Source organism: Rhizobium sp. 05N49 (assembly GCF_056396805.1).
Map to the genome: position 1 here is coordinate 368,285 of NZ_JBFTME010000001.1, position 19,890 is coordinate 388,174.

The 19,890-nt window shown below is 59.6% G+C and carries 18 protein-coding genes and 1 tRNA gene; 2 read left to right on the forward strand and 17 right to left on the reverse strand.

Annotation, left to right across the window (positions count from 1 at the left end; genetic code table 11):
* Nucleotides 1–26: 26 nt before the first annotated feature.
* From AC1DF8_RS01915 to AC1DF8_RS01940, 6 genes are all read right to left on the reverse strand, one after another.
* Nucleotides 27–302, reverse strand: coding sequence for a hypothetical protein (locus AC1DF8_RS01915; RefSeq protein WP_477994838.1), 276 nt, complete (start codon nucleotides 300–302; stop codon nucleotides 27–29).
* A gap of 100 nt (nucleotides 303–402) precedes the next feature.
* The gene (locus tag AC1DF8_RS01920) at nucleotides 403–3,036 is read right to left on the reverse strand and encodes a mechanosensitive ion channel family protein (protein ID WP_183846889.1); all 2,634 of its coding nucleotides are present in this window, start codon (nucleotides 3,034–3,036) and stop codon (nucleotides 403–405) included.
* Nucleotides 3,037–3,126: 90 nt separating this feature from the next.
* A complete protein-coding gene (locus AC1DF8_RS01925) occupies nucleotides 3,127–3,684 on the reverse strand; it encodes a DUF924 family protein (protein ID WP_112546804.1) in 558 nt (185 codons plus the stop codon).
* 21 nt (nucleotides 3,685–3,705) lie between these two features.
* Complete coding sequence (locus AC1DF8_RS01930; RefSeq protein ID WP_477994839.1) at nucleotides 3,706–4,755, reverse strand: sensor histidine kinase; 1,050 nt, start codon at nucleotides 4,753–4,755, stop codon at nucleotides 3,706–3,708.
* A 275-nt stretch (nucleotides 4,756–5,030) separates the two neighbouring features.
* Nucleotides 5,031–6,476: an MFS transporter gene (locus tag AC1DF8_RS01935; protein ID WP_477994840.1), complete on the reverse strand. Its 1,446-nt coding sequence runs from the start codon at nucleotides 6,474–6,476 to the stop codon at nucleotides 5,031–5,033.
* Between the two features lie 161 nt (nucleotides 6,477–6,637).
* The gene (locus AC1DF8_RS01940) at nucleotides 6,638–7,717 is read right to left on the reverse strand and encodes a glycosyltransferase family 2 protein (RefSeq protein WP_477994841.1); all 1,080 of its coding nucleotides are present in this window, start codon (nucleotides 7,715–7,717) and stop codon (nucleotides 6,638–6,640) included.
* A 189-nt stretch (nucleotides 7,718–7,906) separates the two neighbouring features.
* Here AC1DF8_RS01940 and AC1DF8_RS01945 point away from each other — a divergent pair, with 189 nt between their 5' ends.
* The gene (locus AC1DF8_RS01945; RefSeq protein WP_477994842.1) at nucleotides 7,907–8,596 is read left to right on the forward strand and encodes a methyltransferase family protein; all 690 of its coding nucleotides are present in this window, start codon (nucleotides 7,907–7,909) and stop codon (nucleotides 8,594–8,596) included.
* A 15-nt stretch (nucleotides 8,597–8,611) separates the two neighbouring features.
* Here AC1DF8_RS01945 and AC1DF8_RS01950 read toward each other — a convergent pair whose 3' ends face one another.
* The 11 genes from AC1DF8_RS01950 to AC1DF8_RS02000 all read right to left on the reverse strand — a co-directional run bounded on the left by AC1DF8_RS01950 (nucleotide 8,612) and on the right by AC1DF8_RS02000 (nucleotide 19,184).
* Nucleotides 8,612–9,274, reverse strand: a complete 663-nt coding sequence (locus AC1DF8_RS01950; RefSeq protein WP_477994843.1) for an O-methyltransferase — start codon at nucleotides 9,272–9,274, stop codon at nucleotides 8,612–8,614.
* A gap of 184 nt (nucleotides 9,275–9,458) precedes the next feature.
* The gene (locus AC1DF8_RS01955; RefSeq protein ID WP_477994844.1) at nucleotides 9,459–9,797 is read right to left on the reverse strand and encodes a hypothetical protein; all 339 of its coding nucleotides are present in this window, start codon (nucleotides 9,795–9,797) and stop codon (nucleotides 9,459–9,461) included.
* On the reverse strand, nucleotides 9,797–11,440 hold the full coding sequence (locus AC1DF8_RS01960) for a M48 family metalloprotease (RefSeq protein WP_477994845.1): 1,644 nt from the start codon (nucleotides 11,438–11,440) through the stop codon (nucleotides 9,797–9,799). The genes AC1DF8_RS01955 and AC1DF8_RS01960 overlap by 1 nt, the downstream gene beginning before the upstream one ends.
* The gene (locus AC1DF8_RS01965; RefSeq protein ID WP_477994846.1) at nucleotides 11,437–11,904 is read right to left on the reverse strand and encodes a hypothetical protein; all 468 of its coding nucleotides are present in this window, start codon (nucleotides 11,902–11,904) and stop codon (nucleotides 11,437–11,439) included. Before AC1DF8_RS01965 ends, AC1DF8_RS01960 begins: the two co-directional genes overlap by 4 nt.
* 499 nt (nucleotides 11,905–12,403) lie before the next feature.
* Nucleotides 12,404–12,479 (reverse strand) — tRNA-Lys (locus AC1DF8_RS01970).
* Nucleotides 12,480–12,606: 127 nt separating this feature from the next.
* Nucleotides 12,607–13,518, reverse strand: a complete 912-nt coding sequence (locus AC1DF8_RS01975; protein WP_477994847.1) for a PhzF family phenazine biosynthesis protein — start codon at nucleotides 13,516–13,518, stop codon at nucleotides 12,607–12,609.
* Nucleotides 13,519–13,580: 62 nt separating this feature from the next.
* Nucleotides 13,581–14,315: an NUDIX hydrolase gene (locus AC1DF8_RS01980; protein ID WP_112546798.1), complete on the reverse strand. Its 735-nt coding sequence runs from the start codon at nucleotides 14,313–14,315 to the stop codon at nucleotides 13,581–13,583.
* Nucleotides 14,312–15,421: an endonuclease/exonuclease/phosphatase family protein gene (locus AC1DF8_RS01985; protein ID WP_477994848.1), complete on the reverse strand. Its 1,110-nt coding sequence runs from the start codon at nucleotides 15,419–15,421 to the stop codon at nucleotides 14,312–14,314. Before AC1DF8_RS01985 ends, AC1DF8_RS01980 begins: the two co-directional genes overlap by 4 nt.
* Before the next feature lie 124 nt (nucleotides 15,422–15,545).
* Entirely contained in the window at nucleotides 15,546–16,565 is a 1,020-nt protein-coding gene (locus tag AC1DF8_RS01990; RefSeq protein ID WP_477994849.1) for an ABC transporter ATP-binding protein, read from the reverse strand.
* Entirely contained in the window at nucleotides 16,553–18,247 is a 1,695-nt protein-coding gene (locus AC1DF8_RS01995) for an ABC transporter permease (protein ID WP_477994850.1), read from the reverse strand. The genes AC1DF8_RS01990 and AC1DF8_RS01995 overlap by 13 nt, the downstream gene beginning before the upstream one ends.
* Before the next feature lie 7 nt (nucleotides 18,248–18,254).
* The gene (locus AC1DF8_RS02000) at nucleotides 18,255–19,184 is read right to left on the reverse strand and encodes an ABC transporter substrate-binding protein (RefSeq protein WP_477994851.1); all 930 of its coding nucleotides are present in this window, start codon (nucleotides 19,182–19,184) and stop codon (nucleotides 18,255–18,257) included.
* A 224-nt stretch (nucleotides 19,185–19,408) separates the two neighbouring features.
* On the opposite strand from AC1DF8_RS02000, the gene AC1DF8_RS02005 reads away from it, so the two are divergent.
* Nucleotides 19,409–19,747: a hypothetical protein gene (locus AC1DF8_RS02005; protein WP_477994852.1), complete on the forward strand. Its 339-nt coding sequence runs from the start codon at nucleotides 19,409–19,411 to the stop codon at nucleotides 19,745–19,747.
* Nucleotides 19,748–19,890: the final 143 nt, after the last annotated feature.

Genomic DNA, 19,890 nt, shown 5'->3' on the forward strand with positions numbered 1-19,890 from the left:
CGATGGTGGCCGGGCGCAAGCCGCCGTCATTTGATGACGGCGGAACCCTTGACGATCTCGATCGTCTCGTCGCCGGAAAGCCCGATACGGTCGCCATCGGGCGTCGTCATGAAGCAACCGGAAGGACAGAACCGTTCGGAAGCGCCGGCGTCGACGACGACTTCGACACGGTTTCCGCCCTCGGTGACGGACAGCACCACCGGGGCCTCGTCCTTGTTGGTAACGGAGGCTGCCAGTACGAAAGATGTCGTGGAAAGGAGAAGAAGAAATGCGACTGCGGATCGTGTCACGGTATGCGACATAGGCTTTACGCCCTCCCCTGGGCGCTCGTCGCTGCGCCTGCAGCGATCGATTGCCTGAGGTTATAGCGCAAAACCCGTGAATGAGCGCTGAATGGCCCGTTCAGCCTTTGAGCTTGCCGTCCGCCGTCTTGCTGCGCAATTGGCGCACCGGCCGCTCGTCTTCTACCGTTTCTATATCCTTGACCTCGTCTTCAGCCGCGGCCTCTTCGGGCTCATCGGGCTTTTGGACGAGCACCTTCTCCGCCTCCGCATTTGCCTGCCGGTGAATGGTCAGATCGCTCTGCGGCAATGGGATCTCGATGCCCTCCGCCTTGAAGCGCCTGAGGATCTCGATCCTCAGATTGTTGCGCACGGTCAGGCCGTCGCCCATATCGGCCAGGAAGAAGCGCAGCTCGAAATCGAGCGAATAAGGTCCAAAGCGCAGGAACTCCACATGGGGCTCGGGATTGCGCAGGATCAACGGCACGGCGGCTGTCAGCTCCAGCAGAATATCCATCACCTTGCGCGGATCGGCCTCGTAGCTCACGGAAACCGGGATTTCCGAACGGCCGAGCTTGTTGCGATGCGTCCAGTTGCCGACGAGCCCGTTGATCAGATCCGAGTTCGGCACGATGATCGACTGCTTGCGGAAGGTCTCGATTTCGGTGGCGCGCACCGAGATGCGCTTGACGATGCCTTCGGCGGTGCCCGAAACGACATGGTCGCCCACCTTGAAGGGGCGCTCGACCAGCAGGATCAGGCCTGAAACGAAGTTCGACACGATATTCTGCAGGCCGAAACCGATACCGACCGAGAGTGCCGAAGCAACGAGCGCAAGGTTCGAAAGGTCGATGCCRGCAGCCGAAACGCCGAAGATCGCCGCCAGGCCTACGCCGAGATAGCCGATGCCGGTCTTGACGGAATTGCGCACGCCCAGATCGACATGGCTGCGCGCCATGACATTGCTGTCGAGCCATTTCTGCACCCAGCGCGTCGCGAGATAACCGCCGGCAAAGAGCAGGATGCCCGTGAAGATGCCGAGCAGCGAAATGCTGATGCCGCCGAGCCGCACCTCTGTGAATAGCCGGTAGGCAAGCAGCTGCAGATCCTGCACATGGAAGCCCCAGAGCAGCAGGATGAGCGGAATGCCTGTCAGGAGTGCCACGGCGTAGATCAGGAGGCCGACAACCAGCCCCACCTGATCGATCGCAACGTCGCCAAGCTTGAAGCGGGTCTGCAGGAAGCGCCCGAGGAACGTATCGGCGAAATTGTCCTGCCGCGAGATCGCCTTGCCGAGCAGCAGGCCGATATAGGTGGTGACGATGATGGCACTGGTGATGATGAGCTGCGTGGCGACGAACCGCGCCAAGCCCACATAGCCCGAGAGCGCCGCAAGGATGAGGCCTGCACCGAAAACACGCAGCAGGATCGCCATGCCGCGCGGCCAGTGACGGCCCGGCGCATCGGGATCGCCATTCTTCGCCAGCATCGGCTTGCCGAAGGAAACGGCAATCAGGATGAGGCCGATGATCAGCGCCGCAAGCAGGCTGCGTACGACCGTCAGAACCAACGGCGATCCCATCGCCTCGCCGATGGCGCCGAAGAGATAATCGAGCGCGTTGACGACGGCCATGGCGATCAGGCAGTAGCCGACCGAGCGGGCGCCGAGATTGGAAAGGCGCACCAGACGCCAGGACGGATCATTCGGCGCAAAGACCGCGTTGACGAAACGGCCGACGAAATAGACGAGGCCGATCGAGCCGAAAAGCGCGCCGATCACAGGCGTGATATCGCTTCTCAGCACATTGAAGCCGTCGAGGAAGATCAGCGACGTCACCAGCAGCACATCCAGCGAAGCCGTGCGGATCAGCGTCGACCAGAAGGCAAAGGAAAGGCGGCTGATATAGGAGGGTTCCTCGACATGGAGATCACGCCGCAGATACTGGCCGAAAAGCCGGTAGCCGCCGGAAAGCAGGATAAGGGCCGTCGCGAGCGACAGGAAGATCGCTGCAAACAGCTGCAGGCTCTTGAATTTCCAGACGAAGGTAATCCAGCTCGAAAGCGTCTGCAAAAACTCGCCCGCCTCATCAACGAACGCACCGACCGCATCGTCGATGACGGAGGCGGAAATTTCGGTGCGCCGGAACAGCGTATCGGCAAAGAGCTGGCGCCGCGTCGCCGTGATCACGTTGGAAAGCTTGGTGATCGCGATCGACAGATTCTCCGCGTCACCCGTGACGGCATTGATCTGCGAGCGTTCCGCCGTCAGCGCATTGCGCTCGTCGGTGACGATCTGCGCTTCCGGCGGCTGGCCGTCCTTCGGCGGCTCGCCAAGTTCGGTCAGGCGGCTCTTGATCTGGTCGAAACGCGGGCGCAGGCTGACGGATGTCGCGATAACGCCGCGGCCGAGTTCATCCGTCTGGCCGGCAAGCTCCACGAGAGCATCGTCATTGTCGGCATTCTGCTTGACGCGGTCCTGCAGCGAGACAAGCTGGTTCTTCGCCTTGTCGATATCCTTCAGCGCCTGATCGAGTGCGCCGTTGGCAAGGGGCGCCTCTGTTGCGGCCGCCGGAGCTGGCGCCGCCTGGCCCGGAGCTGCCTGGCTTGGAGCTGTCTGGGCCGGAGCGGACTGCGTCTGTGCCTCGGCCGCCGGCTGAGGGGCCTGCGCGAAGACGGCCTTTCCATCGAGGTGCAGGCCGGCAACAGCCAGCGACAGCAGAAGAACGGTGCGAAACAGCCAATGTGTCAAGCGCAAGAAGCCCCCGGGTGGATTCGTATCAGAGGTAATTGACCGCTTCTTATAGGAAAGAAAGGCGACAGAAAGGCGGAATTCCAAGGTAATGGCTCAGAAACCGGAACCGGGAAGCGCCAGATACGCCAGTTCGGCCTCGCTCGACTCCCGTCCGACGATAGCATTGCGATGCGGAAAACGCCCATATGTCGCGATCACGTCCCGGTGGCGAAGCGCATAGTCGCGGAACTCCTCGTCGCCGAGTGCGGTGAAAAGCACGACCGAACGATCCTGCTCGACGAGGTCTTCCGCATGTTCGAACGGCATGTAGAAGAAGGTCCGCTGGATGCCCTCGAGGGCGTGGTCGGCGCCGACGGCAAGCGCCATCTTCGCCTCGCGCAACGCCAGTCCGTCAGTCGAAAAGGCAAGCGGTGTCGCCCGGTAGATATTGCGCGGAAACTGGTCGAGCACGATCACGGCCGCAAGCCGGCTTTCCGGGGTGGAGCGCCATTCCTCGGTAACGCTGCGGGCAAGCGACAGGTGGGTTGCGCGGAACCGGGCCCGGATTTCCTCGTCCAGTTCGGCGGTCGAGCCGAACCATTCCTTCCGGCTACAGCGAACGAACCAGAAATCGTAGACTTCGTCAGGCGTGCAGACGATATCCGTGTTCATGATGCCTCCCCAGGCGTCAGGTCAGCCTATGGAAAAGACCAGTATCGCCCTCGTGCCGCGATGCTCCGGATCGTAGACAAGTTCGGATTTCAGGCTGCCGGCCATTGCGGTCAGGATTTTCGAGCCGAGGCCGGTTCCCTTCGCCGGGCCGGAGGGATCAAAGCCCTGGCCGCCATCCTCGACGGTCACTTTCAGCACATCGCTATCCTGTTGGACGATAACATTGATCTCGCCCGAGCTGCCATCCGGATAGGCATATTTAAAGGCATTGGTGACGAGTTCGCTGACGATCAGCCCGAGTGTGATGACCTTGTCGGTCGAGAGATTGACCGGCTGGGCGGTCAGCACCACGCGGTGCGGCCGCTTGTCGTCGCGTATCGAGGTCTCGAGCTCGGTCAGAAGGCTGCTCAGATATTCATCCACCTGCACGGTGCCGACCTGCCGGTTGGTGTAGAGGCGGCGGTGAACGCTGGCGATTGCGTTGATGCGCATCTGCGTTTCCTGCAGCGCATCGACCGCCACCTGATCCTTGGTCATGGAGGACTGCATCCGGATCAGGGCGCCGACGAGGCCGAGGCTGTTGGCAATGCGGTGATTGACTTCGGCAAGCAGCATTTCGGCATGATCGCGCTGCTGTCGGATCACCTCCTGCGCCTGCGCCGTATCGCGGCGGAAGCGCGCCCGCTCCAGCCCCTGTTCCAGCGCCGCAGCCAGAAGATCGAAATAATCGGGCGAAATACCCTTCAGCACATAGTCGTCCGCGCCAGCCTTCAGGGCTGCAACCGCAATGCTCGTATCGCCGGAGCCGGTGGCGTAGATGACAGGCGGGTGATCGGGCAGCGCCATGATGCGCGGCAGGATTTCGAGGCCGGTTTCGGCTTTCAGGAAATGGTCGAGAACGACTGCATCGATGCCCCCCTTGGCGAGCCGCTCAAGACCCGTCGTCCCGTCGCTTGCCCATTCGAGCGTAAAGCCGCGACGGCCGAGGTTCTTCTGCATCAGCAGCGCCAGCGCCTCGTCATCATCGATATAAAGGATACGGATTGCAGCATCCGTATTGGACTCGCTCATTCTGCCTCCGGGCGTTTTCCCGCAGCAATACCGGCTGTGAGGCCGCCGAGTCGTTCTGCATGTGACTGTCGTATTGCATCGACAGGCGCGCGTAAACAGCACCTAGCCTTTGGTATGATGTGACGCCTGATGCCAGACGGATCGAAGGAAGATGCCATCGGAAATGTCGACCCCTGCCCCGGCTGCAGCCGGAAGCCCCTCTAAAAAAATTGCGAACACGAATACTGAAAACCAGGTTTTAAACGCAAGGAGAGGCAAATGGTTCCGCCCACAGATCAGCTTTTTTGAAAGCGGCGGTGGTGCGAAACTTCGGCACCCGCGTCGGCAGAAAGCTGCAGGAACCGCAGGCAAGATAAAAAGCCGATCATGCCGACCACGAAGAACGCCCAGCGGAAATCGCCAAGTGCGGGGCCTGCAGCACCGCGAAGCCCCGAGGAAATGTTGAGGACGGCGGCCGCAACAGCAACGCCGAGCAGCATGGAAATCTGCTGCAGCATGCTCGACAGTGTCGAAGCCGAACTTCTCTGCGATGGACCGATATCGGCAAATGACAGCGTGTTGAGCGCCGTAAACTCCATCGACCGGGAAAGCCCGGCAACGAGGAGCAGCGCCGAAATGACGACCTCAGGAGTATCAGGCGTGAGAAAGCCGCAGCCAATGATCGAGCCGGCTGCAATGACGCCGTTGAAGAAGAGCACGTTACGGAAGCCGAAAAGCCGCAAGAGCGGCGTCGTCACCGTCTTCATGCCCAGATTGCCGAGGAAATAGACCAGGAGATAGGTGCCGGCAGCAATCGAGCTCAGGCCAAAACCCAGCTGGAAGAGCAGCGGCAGCAGGAACGGCGTCGCATTGATCGCCGTGCGGCAGGCCGTGCCCGCCGAAAGCGTCGTCATCGAGAAGGTCTGCACCCTGAAGGCGGCGAGATCGAGCAGCGGATTGTCGACCCGCCGGAAATGCCGCGTCGCCATGACGGAAAACGCGATACCGGCGCCAAGCAGCACGATGAGCGGCAGTAAGCCGCCCTCCCATTTGACCGATAGTTCGAGCCCGGCAAGCAGCAGGGTCAGGCCGGCCGCACTCAGGAAAAAGCCCTTTACATCGAGCGGTCCGACCCTCTCCTCGCGCTGCTCCGGCACGAAGCGCAGCACCAGCGCGATGCCGATCATGCCGATCGGGATATTGATCAGGAAGTTCCAGTGCCAGCTGGCATAGGTGGTGATGAAGCTGCCCAGCACCGGGCCGACGACGGGCGCCGTCAGCGCCGGCCAGGTGATCAGCGCGATCGCCTGCACCAGCTCGGACTTGCGGGCGTTCTTGAGCACGATGATACGCCCGACCGGCGTCATCAGCGCACTGCCTACGCCCTGCACCGCACGCGCAATGACGAATTCGGTGAGGCTTCCCGACAGGCCGCAGAACAGCGATGCCACAGTAAAAACGGCAATGGACGTGAGAAAGACGCGTCGCGCCCCAAACCGGTCGCCCAGCCAGCCTGAAAGCGGAATGAAGGCCGCCGTCGTGAGCATATAGACAGTAATGCCGATGCTCATGGCGACCGGCTGTACGCCGAAACTCGCCGCCATCTGCGGCAGCGACGTGGTGACGATCGTGCCATCGAGAATCTGCATGAAGAATGAAACGGCAACGACCAGCGCTACGATCTTGGCCTGACGGGCGCCGAACGCCTCATCTGTCTTCTCACTCGTCTGAACTGCAGTCATCGATCTGTGCGAAATCCGGATTACGGGAGAAAAGGCGGGAAACCGACAGGCAGGCCGCACGGAGGGATACCCGATCTGGATACGCCCCTTATCCGGGATCGGAAAGGAAAAATGCCGTAAGGGCCGAAATTTTTGTCGCCATGTGCGGCAACAATTCGGGATCAGCGGTCGACGGCAGTTTCAACCGGTTTTGCAGTGACGCTTGCTGCCGGAAGCTTGCCGAGTTCCGACCTGCGGCTGGCCGTGTCGAGTTCGGAAAAGTTGTCGGCCAATTCAGACGTTACTTCGCCCTGCACTACGCAGTCGATCATGAACATCGGCCGGCGCTTGTGCTCCTGCACGAGGCGGCCGACATATTCGCCGAGCGTGCCGAGCGCGATCAGCTGGATGGCGCTCAGGGCCGAAATGGCCGCCATGATGCTCGACCAGCCGGTGATGACATTGCCCTCGAACCATTGCACGAGCGTATAGACCAGAAGTCCGACCGCAAACACCGCCGAAATCAGCCCCATCCACGCGCTGACGCGCAGCGGAATGATCGAAAAGCTGGTGATCGCATCGATCGCGAAGCGGATCATCTTCTTCAGCGGATATTTCGTCGAGCCGGCATAGCGGGCATCGCGCGTATACCGCAGCGCCACCTGCCTGCCTCCGATCCAGCTCACCATTCCCCGGATGAAGCGGTGCCGCTCCGGCATGTTGAGGAGGATATGCACGATGCGCGCCTTCATCAGCCGGAAATCGCCAGTGTCCTGCGGGATCGAGATGGAGGTAAGCCGCGTCAGCAGCCGGTAGAAGACGGAGGCGGTGATGAGCTTGAACTTCGTCTCGCCCTTGCGCTCGCTGCGCTGCCCGTAAACGACGTCGGCGTCCTGATCCATGATCGCCATCATCTGGGAAAGCAACTCCGGCGGATCCTGCAGATCGGCATCGATAAGCAGCACGCGCTCGCCGCGCGCCACCGCAAGGCCCGAGGTCGCCGCGAGCTGATGGCCGTGATTGCGCAGGAGCTTGACGCCGAGTACCTGCGGAATGCCTGCCGCAAGCTGCGATATCACGCCCCAGGTATCGTCGCTGGATCCGTCGTCGACGAGGATGATCTCGAAAGATTGGCCGGCAACAGCCTGCGCAGCCGCCCTCGCCCGCCGGCAGAACTCTTTCAGTCCTTCGGCCTCGTTGTAGCAGGGTGCGACGATGGAAAGCTTCGTCTTCGTCTCGGCACCATCAACGGATTTGCCCATATCCACCGAACCTCCTTGCTCCCCGCAGGGCAGCATGACCAATCACCTGAAGGCACAGGGGCAGCGCGCCCCTGGCCTGATGGTCGCAACCTGCGCCTCCGGCCATGGCTTGATATCATGCGTCTGCTTTGCAGATTCTAAAGGCAGAGCCACAAAGTGAATTGCGCGGCATAAGCGCAAGGAGGCGTCATGCAGGATGCAGCACCTGATCTCGGCCGCAGGGCCGCCGAAGCCAATGCCAAGTTTCTCGTCGCCCTCGCCGTCATGGTCTTCCTGGCGGCAGGCACGCTCGCCTATTGGCAGGGCTGGCTGTTCTTCGTCAATTTCGCCGCCTGGTCGGCCGGCTCATCGGCCTATTTCTATTATCGGGACCCGGCACTCCTGGAAAAGCGCATGCGCGCCGGCCCTGCCGCCGAGACGGAACCGGTGCAGAAGCGCATCCAGCTCTTCACCAGCGTCGTCATGATCGCCCTCATCCTGGTTTCAGCGCTTGACTACCGCTTCGGCTGGTCGAGCGTTCCGGCTTGGGCAGTCATTCTCGGCAATCTGCTGATCTCGGCAGGCTTCCTGTTCGTCGTGTTCGTCCTCAGGGAAAACACCTTTGCCTCGGCCACGATCCAGGTATCGGAGGACCAGAAGGTCATCTCCACAGGCCCTTACGCCTTGGTGCGCCACCCGATGTATGCCGCCGTCCTGCCGCTCGCATCCGGCATTCCGTTGGCCCTCTCCTCCCTGTGGGGGCTCGTTATCGTGCCATTGATCTTCATCGGCCTGATCCTGCGGCTCCTGGACGAAGAAAAGCATCTGCGCCGGGATCTGTCCGGTTATGAAGATTATTGCCGCAAGGTGAAGTACCGGCTGTTTCCCGGCCTCTGGTGAAAATCCGCCTGAGACTCAGGGCTCATAGCGGCTGACCTCCAGCCCCGATCCGACCGGCAGCAGCACGCTGGTTATCCCCGGCTTGGTCCTGATGGCCCGGGCATAGATCTTCACATCTTCAGTCACCGGATAAATCATGTTGTCGGCAACGATGATCGCGCCCGTATTGAGCTTCGGATAGAAGGCTTCGAGGCACGGCAGGTAAAGATCCTTCCAGAGGTCGACGAGCACGAAATCCACCTTGCCCCGCAATTCGCGGATCATCGCGACCGCATCGCCCACCCGGAAATCGATATGTTCGGCAAGCCCGGCCTTCTCTGCCATCGTCTGCGCATGGGCGGATTTATAGCCATGCACTTCCATGGTGATCAGCCGCCCGCCGGTCGCCCGCGCAGCTTCCGCGAGCCAGATGCCGGAATAGCCGAAGGAAGTGCCAAGCTCGAGAATGGTCGGCGCCGTCAGGCTTCGGACGAGAATATTGAGGAATCGCCCTGTCTCCGGACCGACCGCCCGCATCCGCAGATCCTGCCCGCCGTCGCGTCCACCCGGCGCCTCCTGGCGCAACGTGCCGCGCTCCTCGTCGATCCGCTGGTGATAGGAATGCAGGACATCGAGAACTTTCTCATCCAGCCGATGTTCGCCGATCAAGGTGGCATGATCCTGCTTATCATTGCTCATCGACACTCCTCCTGGGTTCGGCCTGCGGCGACAGATACCGCGGCAATGGCCTCGATCCACGAGTTAAATATCAAGAGAGATTTCCGGCAAGGGCGGAATGATCAGAAGATGGCCATCCGTGATGTAAGGCTAGAACCTACGACCCGCTGACAGGCATGTTGAAGCCGACTATTCGAGAGATAAGCTAGTTCCCAGTGAAACGGATTCCGAATGGCGCACGATAGACGCCCACGCAGGTACCATCAGTTTTTCTAACAATGTGGCGAAGTCCGACAAAACTTGGAAAGTCGTCGGTTTCGTCCGGCTCGACGACGCCGCTAAAATACTCGTAACCGCTCGGACCGAGCCAATTTACAACCAGGTCGAATTTTTTCTCATTCACAACCACGAACTTAGCCGCCATGCCTAAATCGGTTGGCCCAATATTGGTCGGACATGGATTTGGGACCGGCCATGGAAATGCCAAAGCCATTCCCGCACCGGCAGTTAATGCAAGAAACCCGACTAGAATTGTCCTCTTCATTAGGCTGCCCTGTGCGACGCGACGGAGCTGGGTTTTGATCTCTTACCTCGACCGCCATCTCGTATTCGGTAAATGACAGCCGTAAGGCCGATTCCGTAAAACAAGAGCATTCCAACGAATGAAGCGATACCAATCCAGTTTTGGGTGAGAAGATCATTCCACAGTAACGCGACCGTCAGACTCACAGCGGTCTGCGCGACCAGAGCGTAGAAAAATAGAGCGAGTAGAAGCCATTCGATCCCCGTTACGGGTGAAGTACGTCGCCCCTCCATCAGAAATTTTCCTCCGACGTATGACGTACACGCCACAACTGCAAAAAGTGCAACCACGAATAAAAACTTAAGGCTGAATGCAGACAAATCCAAACGGCTTGTCATGAGGTTGTTCTGTAGCGAGATGGGATCGAAATTGACACCGAGAGCTACCCCGACACCTAAGGCGGCAGACAATACAAGAACTTTCCCGATAAATTTTAAAAACGTAGTGCCTGTGACGCGATGCTGAACTCCGGTTCGGATGGCCAAACCCGTTGTTGCGGACGCCAGAAGGAGCACGAACAGCGCGCTGAGAATGACATCGAAGAAATATCCTGGGTTGGAGAAGAGAATTTCCATCAGACCAGCACCATCTTCGTCAATTCCGAGGTTCCAGTCGAGGAGCTTGTCCTGCTGAGCGTACTGATTGACTACGCCATTCGCTGCCGAAATGAACAGACCCCAGACTGCGCCGACGACAAATATCGTGCTTGCCTTAGGCAGGCCGGCAAGTTGCCAACGCCCAAGGGACGTACGTCGCTCGGAGATCGATGGATGGACCCGGAAAAGCCATTTGATCCTATCCGCTAAGTTGTGCACATCATCGGACGTGCTTTTCGCGAGCGCATCTTGGACCACAGCAGGGCCGACCCGATAGGCCGCCTCGGCATCGGCCATGAATTCTCGTTGTCGAACGAAGGCGCGATTTTCTATCCAGAACAGAGCCAACCAAGCAACAGCCCCGATGTAAACCGGCAACCCAAAGCTCACGAACGTAAACAGCGCGACGGAGTCAGCTGATAATCTATGAAAGTGCATGACATATTGGCAGGTCCAGAATCCAACCAAACCTGTAATGAAAATATAGGACGCATAAAGAATTGCGAGCGATAGAACTGCCGTGTCGACGTCCCCGTTCCGAATATGCCCTAGTTCGTGACAAAGACGAGCCCTGAACTTTTCTGGGAAGCGGGCTCTGTAGAGAAGGGCACCGCGCTGGAGAAAAACTCGACGCCTCCAAGGCGGTCCATAAGCCGCCATATCAGAGCTTCTCAACTCCTCGCCAAGCGAGAAGCTGACGCGAGGTAGGCCCATTTCCGCTGCGATTGCTTTTGCATCAGCGATGAGTTGATGCTCACTTGCACTCTGAGCAGGGCGCCCCCCCGCAGTCGACTGATAGACGGCGTACACAACGGCGACAGCTACCCAGAAAACCAAAACTAGGAAAAGTGCCAATAATAGCGAGACGGGACGGTCGAGATAGTAATTGATAAATGCCAGACTGCGCGGAAGCTGGTACCCGTACCAAATCACCATCATGCAGGCAGACCCTGCGATAGCCAAGAAACGAACGTTGGTCGAACTTGGGTAATCGTTCGGATTGATCATACTGCGCTCGCAAGCCGCGTCTCAATCCAACTCGTCAATTTCGTCTGCTGTTCTGGTGAAAGTTTCGAGGCATCTGGCGACGCTAACACAAGACGGGTTAAGTCGCTCATTGTTTCCTTTGAGAGGTAAATAGGTGAAGGGTCTTTAGCCCCTTTGAGTTTGCCGGCGAACCACTTCGCAACTGCCTCTTGGGCGCTCTTGCTGCAATCCTTTACTAACTGGCCCGCAGCATCCTTGCCATTTTCCCAAATAAACGATGCCACCGTTTTTCCAATGGAAAGTAAGAATGTGGTCGCAAAAACCATAACAGTGTCTTCGCCACCGAAACCTAAATATTTATCCGATGAGACAGTTGGATCGGATCTTTGGGCCGCGATCTCTTCAAAGAATTCAACTTCATCCGGCGCTAGCTCAAAAACCAAATTTTCAGCAATCGTTCTCGCAAAAGCTCCCTGCACATCCACTTTTAGTTCTCCCCCTAGTTGCGGATGACGAGAATAAACGCAGAATAGGATTATTCAAGCGTATTGGCATAAATAGGGAGTTATAAGCGAACGTTCTTTCGGATGCTTTTTGATAGTAAGTGGAAATATTCTTTACTTTGCCTTCTTGAAGCAGTGGCGTTGACGAATTTTGGAGGGAACCAGGCTGCAAGGCCCACAATTGCCTGAACCCTCAGACCGGTATTCGAAACAACTACCGGCGTTTTCGACGTCACGTCAGACCTTAGTGTCCCGCACTTCTTGAGCACATCTACGAGCGCGCCGGATCAGCCACGAAACTTGAAACGCATTTCTGGGATAGAGAATGGGCACAAAGCCACCGCGCCCTAAGGCCGTTACGCTCTCTCAGCGTTTTTCCTCCATTCTCTGGAGGGCGACCATTCCGCGCATCGGAATCAAAAAGCCGAAAAGCCGAAAAGCCTTTGGTATCAAAGGCTTCATTTTCGTTTGAAGGAGAATTTGGTGGGTGATGTAGGGCTCGAACCTACGACCCGCTGATTAAGAGTCAGCTGCTCTACCAACTGAGCTAATCACCCGCACCGTGCTTGGCTGCGCGGTGTGACGGGGCATATAAATAGGATCGTCCGGCTTGTCTAGCGCCCTGTCGAAAATTCTTTGGTTAATTGCAAAGTTTTTTTGTCAGGGGCCGGAAATCCAATGAAATCAAAGGTCGAGAGTGCCGGTTGCAATCCGCACCGCCTGACCGCCGATCCGGGCGTTCGAAATCGTCCCGCCTTCGATATCCATATGCAGGTGGATGAAGGAGGGGCGGCCCATCTCCACGCCCTGCTCGATGAGGATCGGATGATGCCCGTCCGTCAGCCGGTCGAAATGGTTGATCGCGCCGGAGAGAGCGGCGGCTGCCGAACCGGTGGCCGGGTCCTCTGAAATGCCCATGCCGCTTGCAAACATGCGGGCATGGAACTTGGCGACATGGTTCACGCCGCCGCGGCAATAAATATAGGCCGAGGCGAGAGCGCCATCGACGAAGGGCACGGTCTTTTCCCAAAGCTGCGGATCGAACTCCAGCCGCTCCGCTGCGCCGACGTCGTGGACAGGCACCATCAGGAAGGGAACGCCGGCGCTCCAGATCGACGGCACGTGATTCTCGAAGCCGATCTCGGTGGTCTTCAAGGACAGCGCATCGGCGATGCCGAGCCTGTCGAGCGGCAATGGTATCTGCTGGGATTTGCGCGGCAGGTCGAATTCGGCAAAGCTCGCCTCGCCGTCCCTGAGCCTGACGGCACAGCGCACCGGGCCGACATTTTCTTCGAGCACCGAAACGAGGTCGAGGGCGGCGGCCCCGTGTGCCCGCTCCGCCAGCGCGATCGCCGTGCCAACGGTGGGATGGCCGGCAAAGGGCAGTTCGCGGCCGGGCGTGAAGATGCGGATGCGCGCCGTATAGGCGGGATTGTCCACAGGCTGCACAAACACCGTCTCGGAGAGATTGGTTTCGCGGGCGATAGCCTGCATCGCCTCGTCCCCGAGTCCCCCTCCATCGAAGATCACGGCCAGCGGATTGCCGGCAAGCTTGGTGTCGGTGAACACGTCATAGACGCTGTAGCTTAACGCCACATCGGCCTCCCTGGATGGTCATCGAAGCGCCAACCTGCCCGACCGCACGCCTGAGTGCAAGATTACCTGTTGAAATACCAGTCGATGATTGGAAGCATGGCGACGTTGTAAGGCTGCGCTGCCGGATCGGCGGAACGAATTGCGACAGCGCCGGATATTTCCTTGTCATCGGCGACCAGCATATGCCTGCCAATGAAATCGACCATCTCGTCGGCCGTCATGTCGAAGCGAAACAGCTTGAAAATCGAGACCGAGCGTCTGACGTGACCGGCATAAAGCCCCTCGCCCGCAACGGCATCCGAGAGATCGAGACCCGTCTCCTCCATCACCTCGCGGGCCATGTTGCTGTCGATATCACAGCGTCCGTCGACGATATCTTCGGGCTCCAGCGAACCGGCTGCAAAATAGACCTGGCCGGGATTGGCCGTATGCGCCCCCATGCGAATCGCGACCAGCGCGCCGTCGGATGATTCCAGCACGGGATAGGCGAAGAGATGGATGGCCCCCTTCCGATCCGGCTGCCTGCGCCACCACATGAAGGTCGAGAAAGGAACGGCATGAGCCTCGCTCGAAATTCCTTCCTCGGAGAGCTTCAGCCGGTGCTGCAACACCATGCGGCCATCGAAGAGCGCCGGATTGGCGGCAATTTCCCGCTCCCAGTTCTCGCGGATCGCCGACCTGTTGGCAATGAGCAGCGGATGATCGCCGTCGAGCACACGCAGGTTGGTGCCGGCGATCGGAAAAACCGTCTGTTCCGGCGGAAAGGCTGAAAGGTCTTCTGAAAAATTTGGTGTCATATGAGGTCCAGTGTCATGACGACGGGGCAATGGTCGGACGCCTTCGGCCTGTCCCACCCGGCGCGCGGGTAGCGCTCCACCTCCTGCCCCGGCGGGAAGATGGTGCGGTAGGGCTGTCCGTGGCGAATGATTTCGGGGATGCGCTTCGCATTGGCGGCAGCAAGTGCCGGCGACAGCCAGAGATAGTCGAGCTGGCAGAGCCACTGCTCCTCCGGCCCGCGCGAATGATAGAGCGTCCAGCGGTCGAGCGGCTCGCGGCGGCGCACGACATTTTCGGCGAATCCATCCTGGCTGAAGACATCGAGCGCGCTCTCGGCCTCGTCCCGATGCTCGAACCGGTATCCTGTCCCGCGCCGGCCGATGACATCGACCCGCTCCTGATAATCGTTCATGTCGCCGCAGATGACGAAGTTCTTTTTCGCCGTATGGCCTGCGCCGAATCTGTCCTCGATGATACGGCGAACGGCGCGCGCCTCGGCCCGGCGAATCGGCAGTGTCGATTGCCGTCCATCCATTCCTTCGCGCGGATTGCCCATCGATTTGAAATGCACGACATAGAGCGTCAGCGGCACACCGCCGATCCTCAAATCCAGTTCCAGGCAGTCGCGCTTGAAGATCTTGTCGTCGAGCCGATTGGTCTTGCCGATCTCCTCGTCGAAGAGATCGAAATCACGATAGGTAGCCATCGCGTGGCTCTTGATGTCCCTGAGCTCGATCTTCTGCCCGTCGCGCGTTTCCTCGCGCATCAGCACCGCCACATCGATCCCGCGGCTGTCATTGCCCTCGACCAGGTATTTCTGCCGGTAGCCATTGCCGACCATGCGGTAGAGATAGCCATATTCGAAGGCCTGAAGTGCCGCCATGTTGTCGATTTCCTGCAGGCAGAGAATATCTGCATCAGCATCGGCAATGGCGAGCGCCGTCATCTGCCTGGTATCGTCTGTCGATGCGATCACCCGCGCCTGCTCCAGCTGCTGGTAGACGCCTTCGTTGTTGACCTCGAAAAGTTTGATGACGCGGTCCTGCCGGAGCTGGTTGCGATAACCTGTGAAATCGAAGCGCGTCATCAGGTTTTCGACATTGAAAGTGGCAAGGCGAAGCGACATCGGGCATTCCCGGTTGGAATCACGGATACAACTAAAGCAATTCCAGCAAAAATGTGCAGCGGTTTTCCCGGAATTGCATGAAGACACCTAGACCCGAAAGCGCGCTTCGCAAAGCCATTCGTCTTCAGAGCCGCCAGCCGGCGCGGATGACGACGTGCACGGCTTCATCAGGCACAACAGCCACGCGGCTGTAGGCGCGCAGCGCCTGGCCGTTGCCGAGCGTGAGCTTCACGGCATAACGCTCGCCTTCGAAAAGCACGGATTCGATGGTTGCCGGAGCCCCCTCGCCGCCGATAACGACATCTTCCGGCCGCACCAGTATATCCGCGCCATCGATATTGGCAGCATGCAGCGCCCCCTCGAGCTCGTCCCACTCGAGCTGACGTTCGCCGCCCATGACCGGCAGTGTGATGATCGCGCCCCGGCCGATCAGCCCGCCGACCATGCGTCCTTCCGGCCGCGCATAGATCTCCGCCGGCGGTGCCACCTGCAGCAGCCGTCCTTCAAACATGACGGCGATGTCGGTCGCCAGTGCCATCGCCTCGCTCTGGTCATGCGTCACATAGATCATCGTGGCACCCGAGCGCTGGTGGAACTCACGGAACGTCTCTTCCATCTCCTGCTTCAGATGCCGGTCGAGATTGGCGAGCGGTTCGTCAAGCAGCACGACGTCGGGCGATGTCACGAGGCAGCGGGCAAGCGCCACGCGCTGCCGCTGACCACCCGACAGATCGGCCGGACGCCGCTCGGCATAATCGACAAGACGCACGGTCGACAGCGCATCCCGCACCCGGGCCTTGTAGGCCTCGCCGGAGATGCCGCGCACCTTCAGCGGGTAGCCGACGTTGTCTGCCACACTCATATGCGGCCAGAGCGCGTAGGACTGGAACACCATCGCCATGTTGCGCTTTTCCGGCGGCAGCGATTGCGAGGCATCGGCCAGCAGCCGTTCGCCGAGATGGATCGATCCGTCGCTCGGCGTCTCGAAACCGGCGATCATGCGCAGCACCGTCGTCTTGCCGCAGCCGGAAGGGCCGAGCAGCGCGAGAAAGCCGCCCTCGCGCACATCGAGCGAAAAGCCGCTGACGGCCGCCCTGCCCGTGCCGAAATCCTTGGCCACCTGATTGAGGATCAGCTTCGCCACGGCACCACTCCCTTGGGCAGATGTTTCGCCAGAAGCTCCAGAAGCAGCATCATGGCGACGACCATGAAGACGACGAGCACGGAGAGCGCCGATGCAAGATCGGAACTGCCGCTGTCATCGAGATTGTAGATGGCGACGCCGAGCGTCTGCGTGCCCGCCGACCAGAGCAGCGCCGAGATCGTCAGCTCGTTGCAGGCAATCAGGAAAACGAGGATGACGGATGCGCCGGCCGCCGGCGCGATCAGCGGCACGATAATATCCTTCAGCCGTCGGAAGAAGCCGGCACCGGAAAGCCGTGCCGCCTCTTCGAGCGCCGGATCGAGCTGATGAAAGGCACTGACGACAGGCTTCAGGCTGACGGCAAAGAAGGAAGAGAAATAGGCGATGAGAATGATCCAGACCGTGCCGTAAAGTGTCACGTTCAGCACCGGAACAGGCGCAGCAAAGACGAGGATGAAACACACGGCCATGACGATGCCCGGCAGCGAATAGGGTATTTCCACGAGGCTGGAGACGATGCGCGACAGCCCATCCCTGCGCCGCGTCAGTGCATAGGCCGCGAGCACCGTGACGAAGAGCAGCCCGACCGCCGCCCCGCTTGCGAGCGAGAGCGAGTTGACGAAGGCGGTACGCGTTACCGCCTGCCGGAAGAGAATCTCTTCGAAAGCATGGAAGGTCATCGTCTTGAAGGTGAGCGGCACGCCATAGGCAGGCACCAGAGCCCCCGCGACCAGCGCGAAGAAGGGCGCGGCCAGCATGAAGAACAGCATGATCCAGAGCAACGGGGTGAAGAGGAGCTTCCACCCGCCAAGCTCGAAGGCGGCCGTTGCACCCGAAAGCCCGATGACACGATAATCGCGTCCGCGCAGCGCCCGGTCCTGGATCGCCAGGCCCGCAACCGAGATCAGCGCGATGATGGCCGACAGCAGCGCCACATCGCCAAAGGTGCGGCCGGTAAAGGCGGTGAATTTCGAGAAGATCAGCGTCGGCAGCGTGAAGATCGAGGCGGGAATGCCGAGAATGGCCGGGATGCCGAAATTGCCGGTGCAGGAGACGAAGGAGATCGCAGCCCCGGCAATCACGCCCGGCAGCGACAGCGGCAGGATGATATCGCGGAAGACCCTGAGGCTCGACGCACCTGACAGCCGCGCCGCCTCCACCCCGTCGCGCGGCAGGGTCATCAGCCCTGCCCTCAGCGCCAGATAGACAAGCGGCGCATGCTGCACGCCGTAGAGCAGCGCAATGCCGCCGATAGAATAGAGCGGCTGCGGCGACCCCAGCGGCGGCGCGATATGCAGTGCCTTCAGAAGCGGGCTCGACGGCCCCGACATCTGCACCCAGGCGAGCGCCGTCACCTGCGGCGGGATCATCATCGGCAGCACGAAGAAGAAGCTGAGCGGCCCCTTGGCCGGGATATCGGTGAGCGTCAAGAGATAGGCGAAGGCGCAGCCGATGACGAGCGAGATGACCGTGCCGAGGACCGCCGTGACGATGGTGTAATAGACCGCCGACCAGACCATCGGGTCCGAAAGGACCACCATGACGCCGCCATTGGCAAAGGCGGAAATGCCGACGATCGCGAGCCGCGCCAGGGGCAGCACGCTGAGGAAGAGAACCACCGAAGCAATAAAAGGAAACAGCCAGACGGGCTGGCTGCTTCCTGCACGTACATAGCCCTGCATGGGTCTATTATTTCGAACCGTACAGATCCGTAAAGGTCTTCAGATCCTTGTCGGTATTCTTGAGAGCCTCGGCGGCATTGATGGGCAGAACCTTGATCGTATCGCGCGCCGGGAAGCCGTCAGGCAGCTTCATGCCGTTGCGAGCCGGGATATAGCCAAGCTTGAGGAAACCTTCCTGGCCCTTTTCCGAGAGAACGTAATCGACGAACTTCTTGGCGGCATCGGCATTCTTGGCGCTGGCGAGAATGCCGACCGGAGCGCCCTTGGCCTTTTCGCGGATCGGCAGATAATCGACGACCATGCCGTAAGCCTTTTCGCCCGAAGCAACGGACTTCAGCACCACGCCATTGCCGCCGGACGCGACAGCAGCATTGTCGGCGAGCGACTTGTAGAAATCCCAGCCGAGACCGGGAACGGCGGCGAGCGTCTGGGCGTGGATGAGAGCGGCACCCGAGGCGAGCGGGCTCGGCATGGTCACGAGGCCCTTTGCTTCCGGCTTGGCAAGGTCTTTCCAGCTCGTCGGCTTCATGGCGGCCGACGTGTTGTACATGATGCCTGTCGTGATCAGCTTGGTGGAATAGTAATAGCCGTCGGCATCATAGAGCGCGGCATCGTAATTGGCGGCTTCGGGCGACTTGTAGGCAAGCAGCTTGCCGTCTTCCTTCAGGCGCTCCAGCGTCACGACATCGGCGATCAGCAGCACATCCGCAACCGGGTTGCCGGCCTGAATTTCAGCCTGCAGCTTCGCCATGATCTTCGGCGTGCCATCGCGCACCCAATCGACCTTGATATCGGGATTGGCGGCCATGAAGCCATCGACGGTCGCCTGCGCGTCTTCGTTCGGCTGGCTGGTGTAGAGAACGAGGTTGGCAGCGGAAGCCGGGATAGCGAGAAGGCTCGCGGCAAGAAGTGCTGCGGCGGAAACTAGAGTTTTCATGGAAGGAATCCTCGAATGATGATGCCCCTCCTTATTGGGGGTGTTTTACAGCGGTGTGACAGGAGACTGCAACTCGGCTCCAGCCGGCGAAGCCGATATCCTCACACAATTTTCGATGAGAGACCTGCTGTCTTTGTCGATAGCGCCGCAAGATAATCTAAACTTAAGATTGCACGATATAGATCTCTATAAAACCAAGCCATTTTCAACAGCCTGGAGTTTGCATGAAGATCCGAATTGTAACCCTGCTTGCCTGTGCAATTCTCGCCGCATGTCAGACGGCAGACGGTAAAACGTCCAAAGATTTGAAGGATTATCCTGAGGCTTTAGCCTACAGGGACTGCATGTGGTCGCGCGCAGTTGCCTATGCTCCGCAGAACGGCTCGCCATTGGAATTGGGCTTGATCGCTGCCAACTCCTGCAGTTCCGCACGTCAGGCCCTGCTCGACGCCGTCAGCAAAAATGAAAGACCGGGTTTCATCCGCGAATTGTCGCGCCGGATGGAGCACAGCGAACCGCTCGTTGCAGCGGATATGATCATCGCTGTGAGGACGAGGAAATAGGGCTGGTTGCGGGCAACATGCCTCGCGCTCGCATAGAAAACCGTTGTCTAATACGCTCGCACAGGCGTCGGCAAAGGCGTAAATTCACGCAGGCGTGAACAGCATCGCACTTGCCTCGGCAGTCCGTTGCGGTACGTCAATCA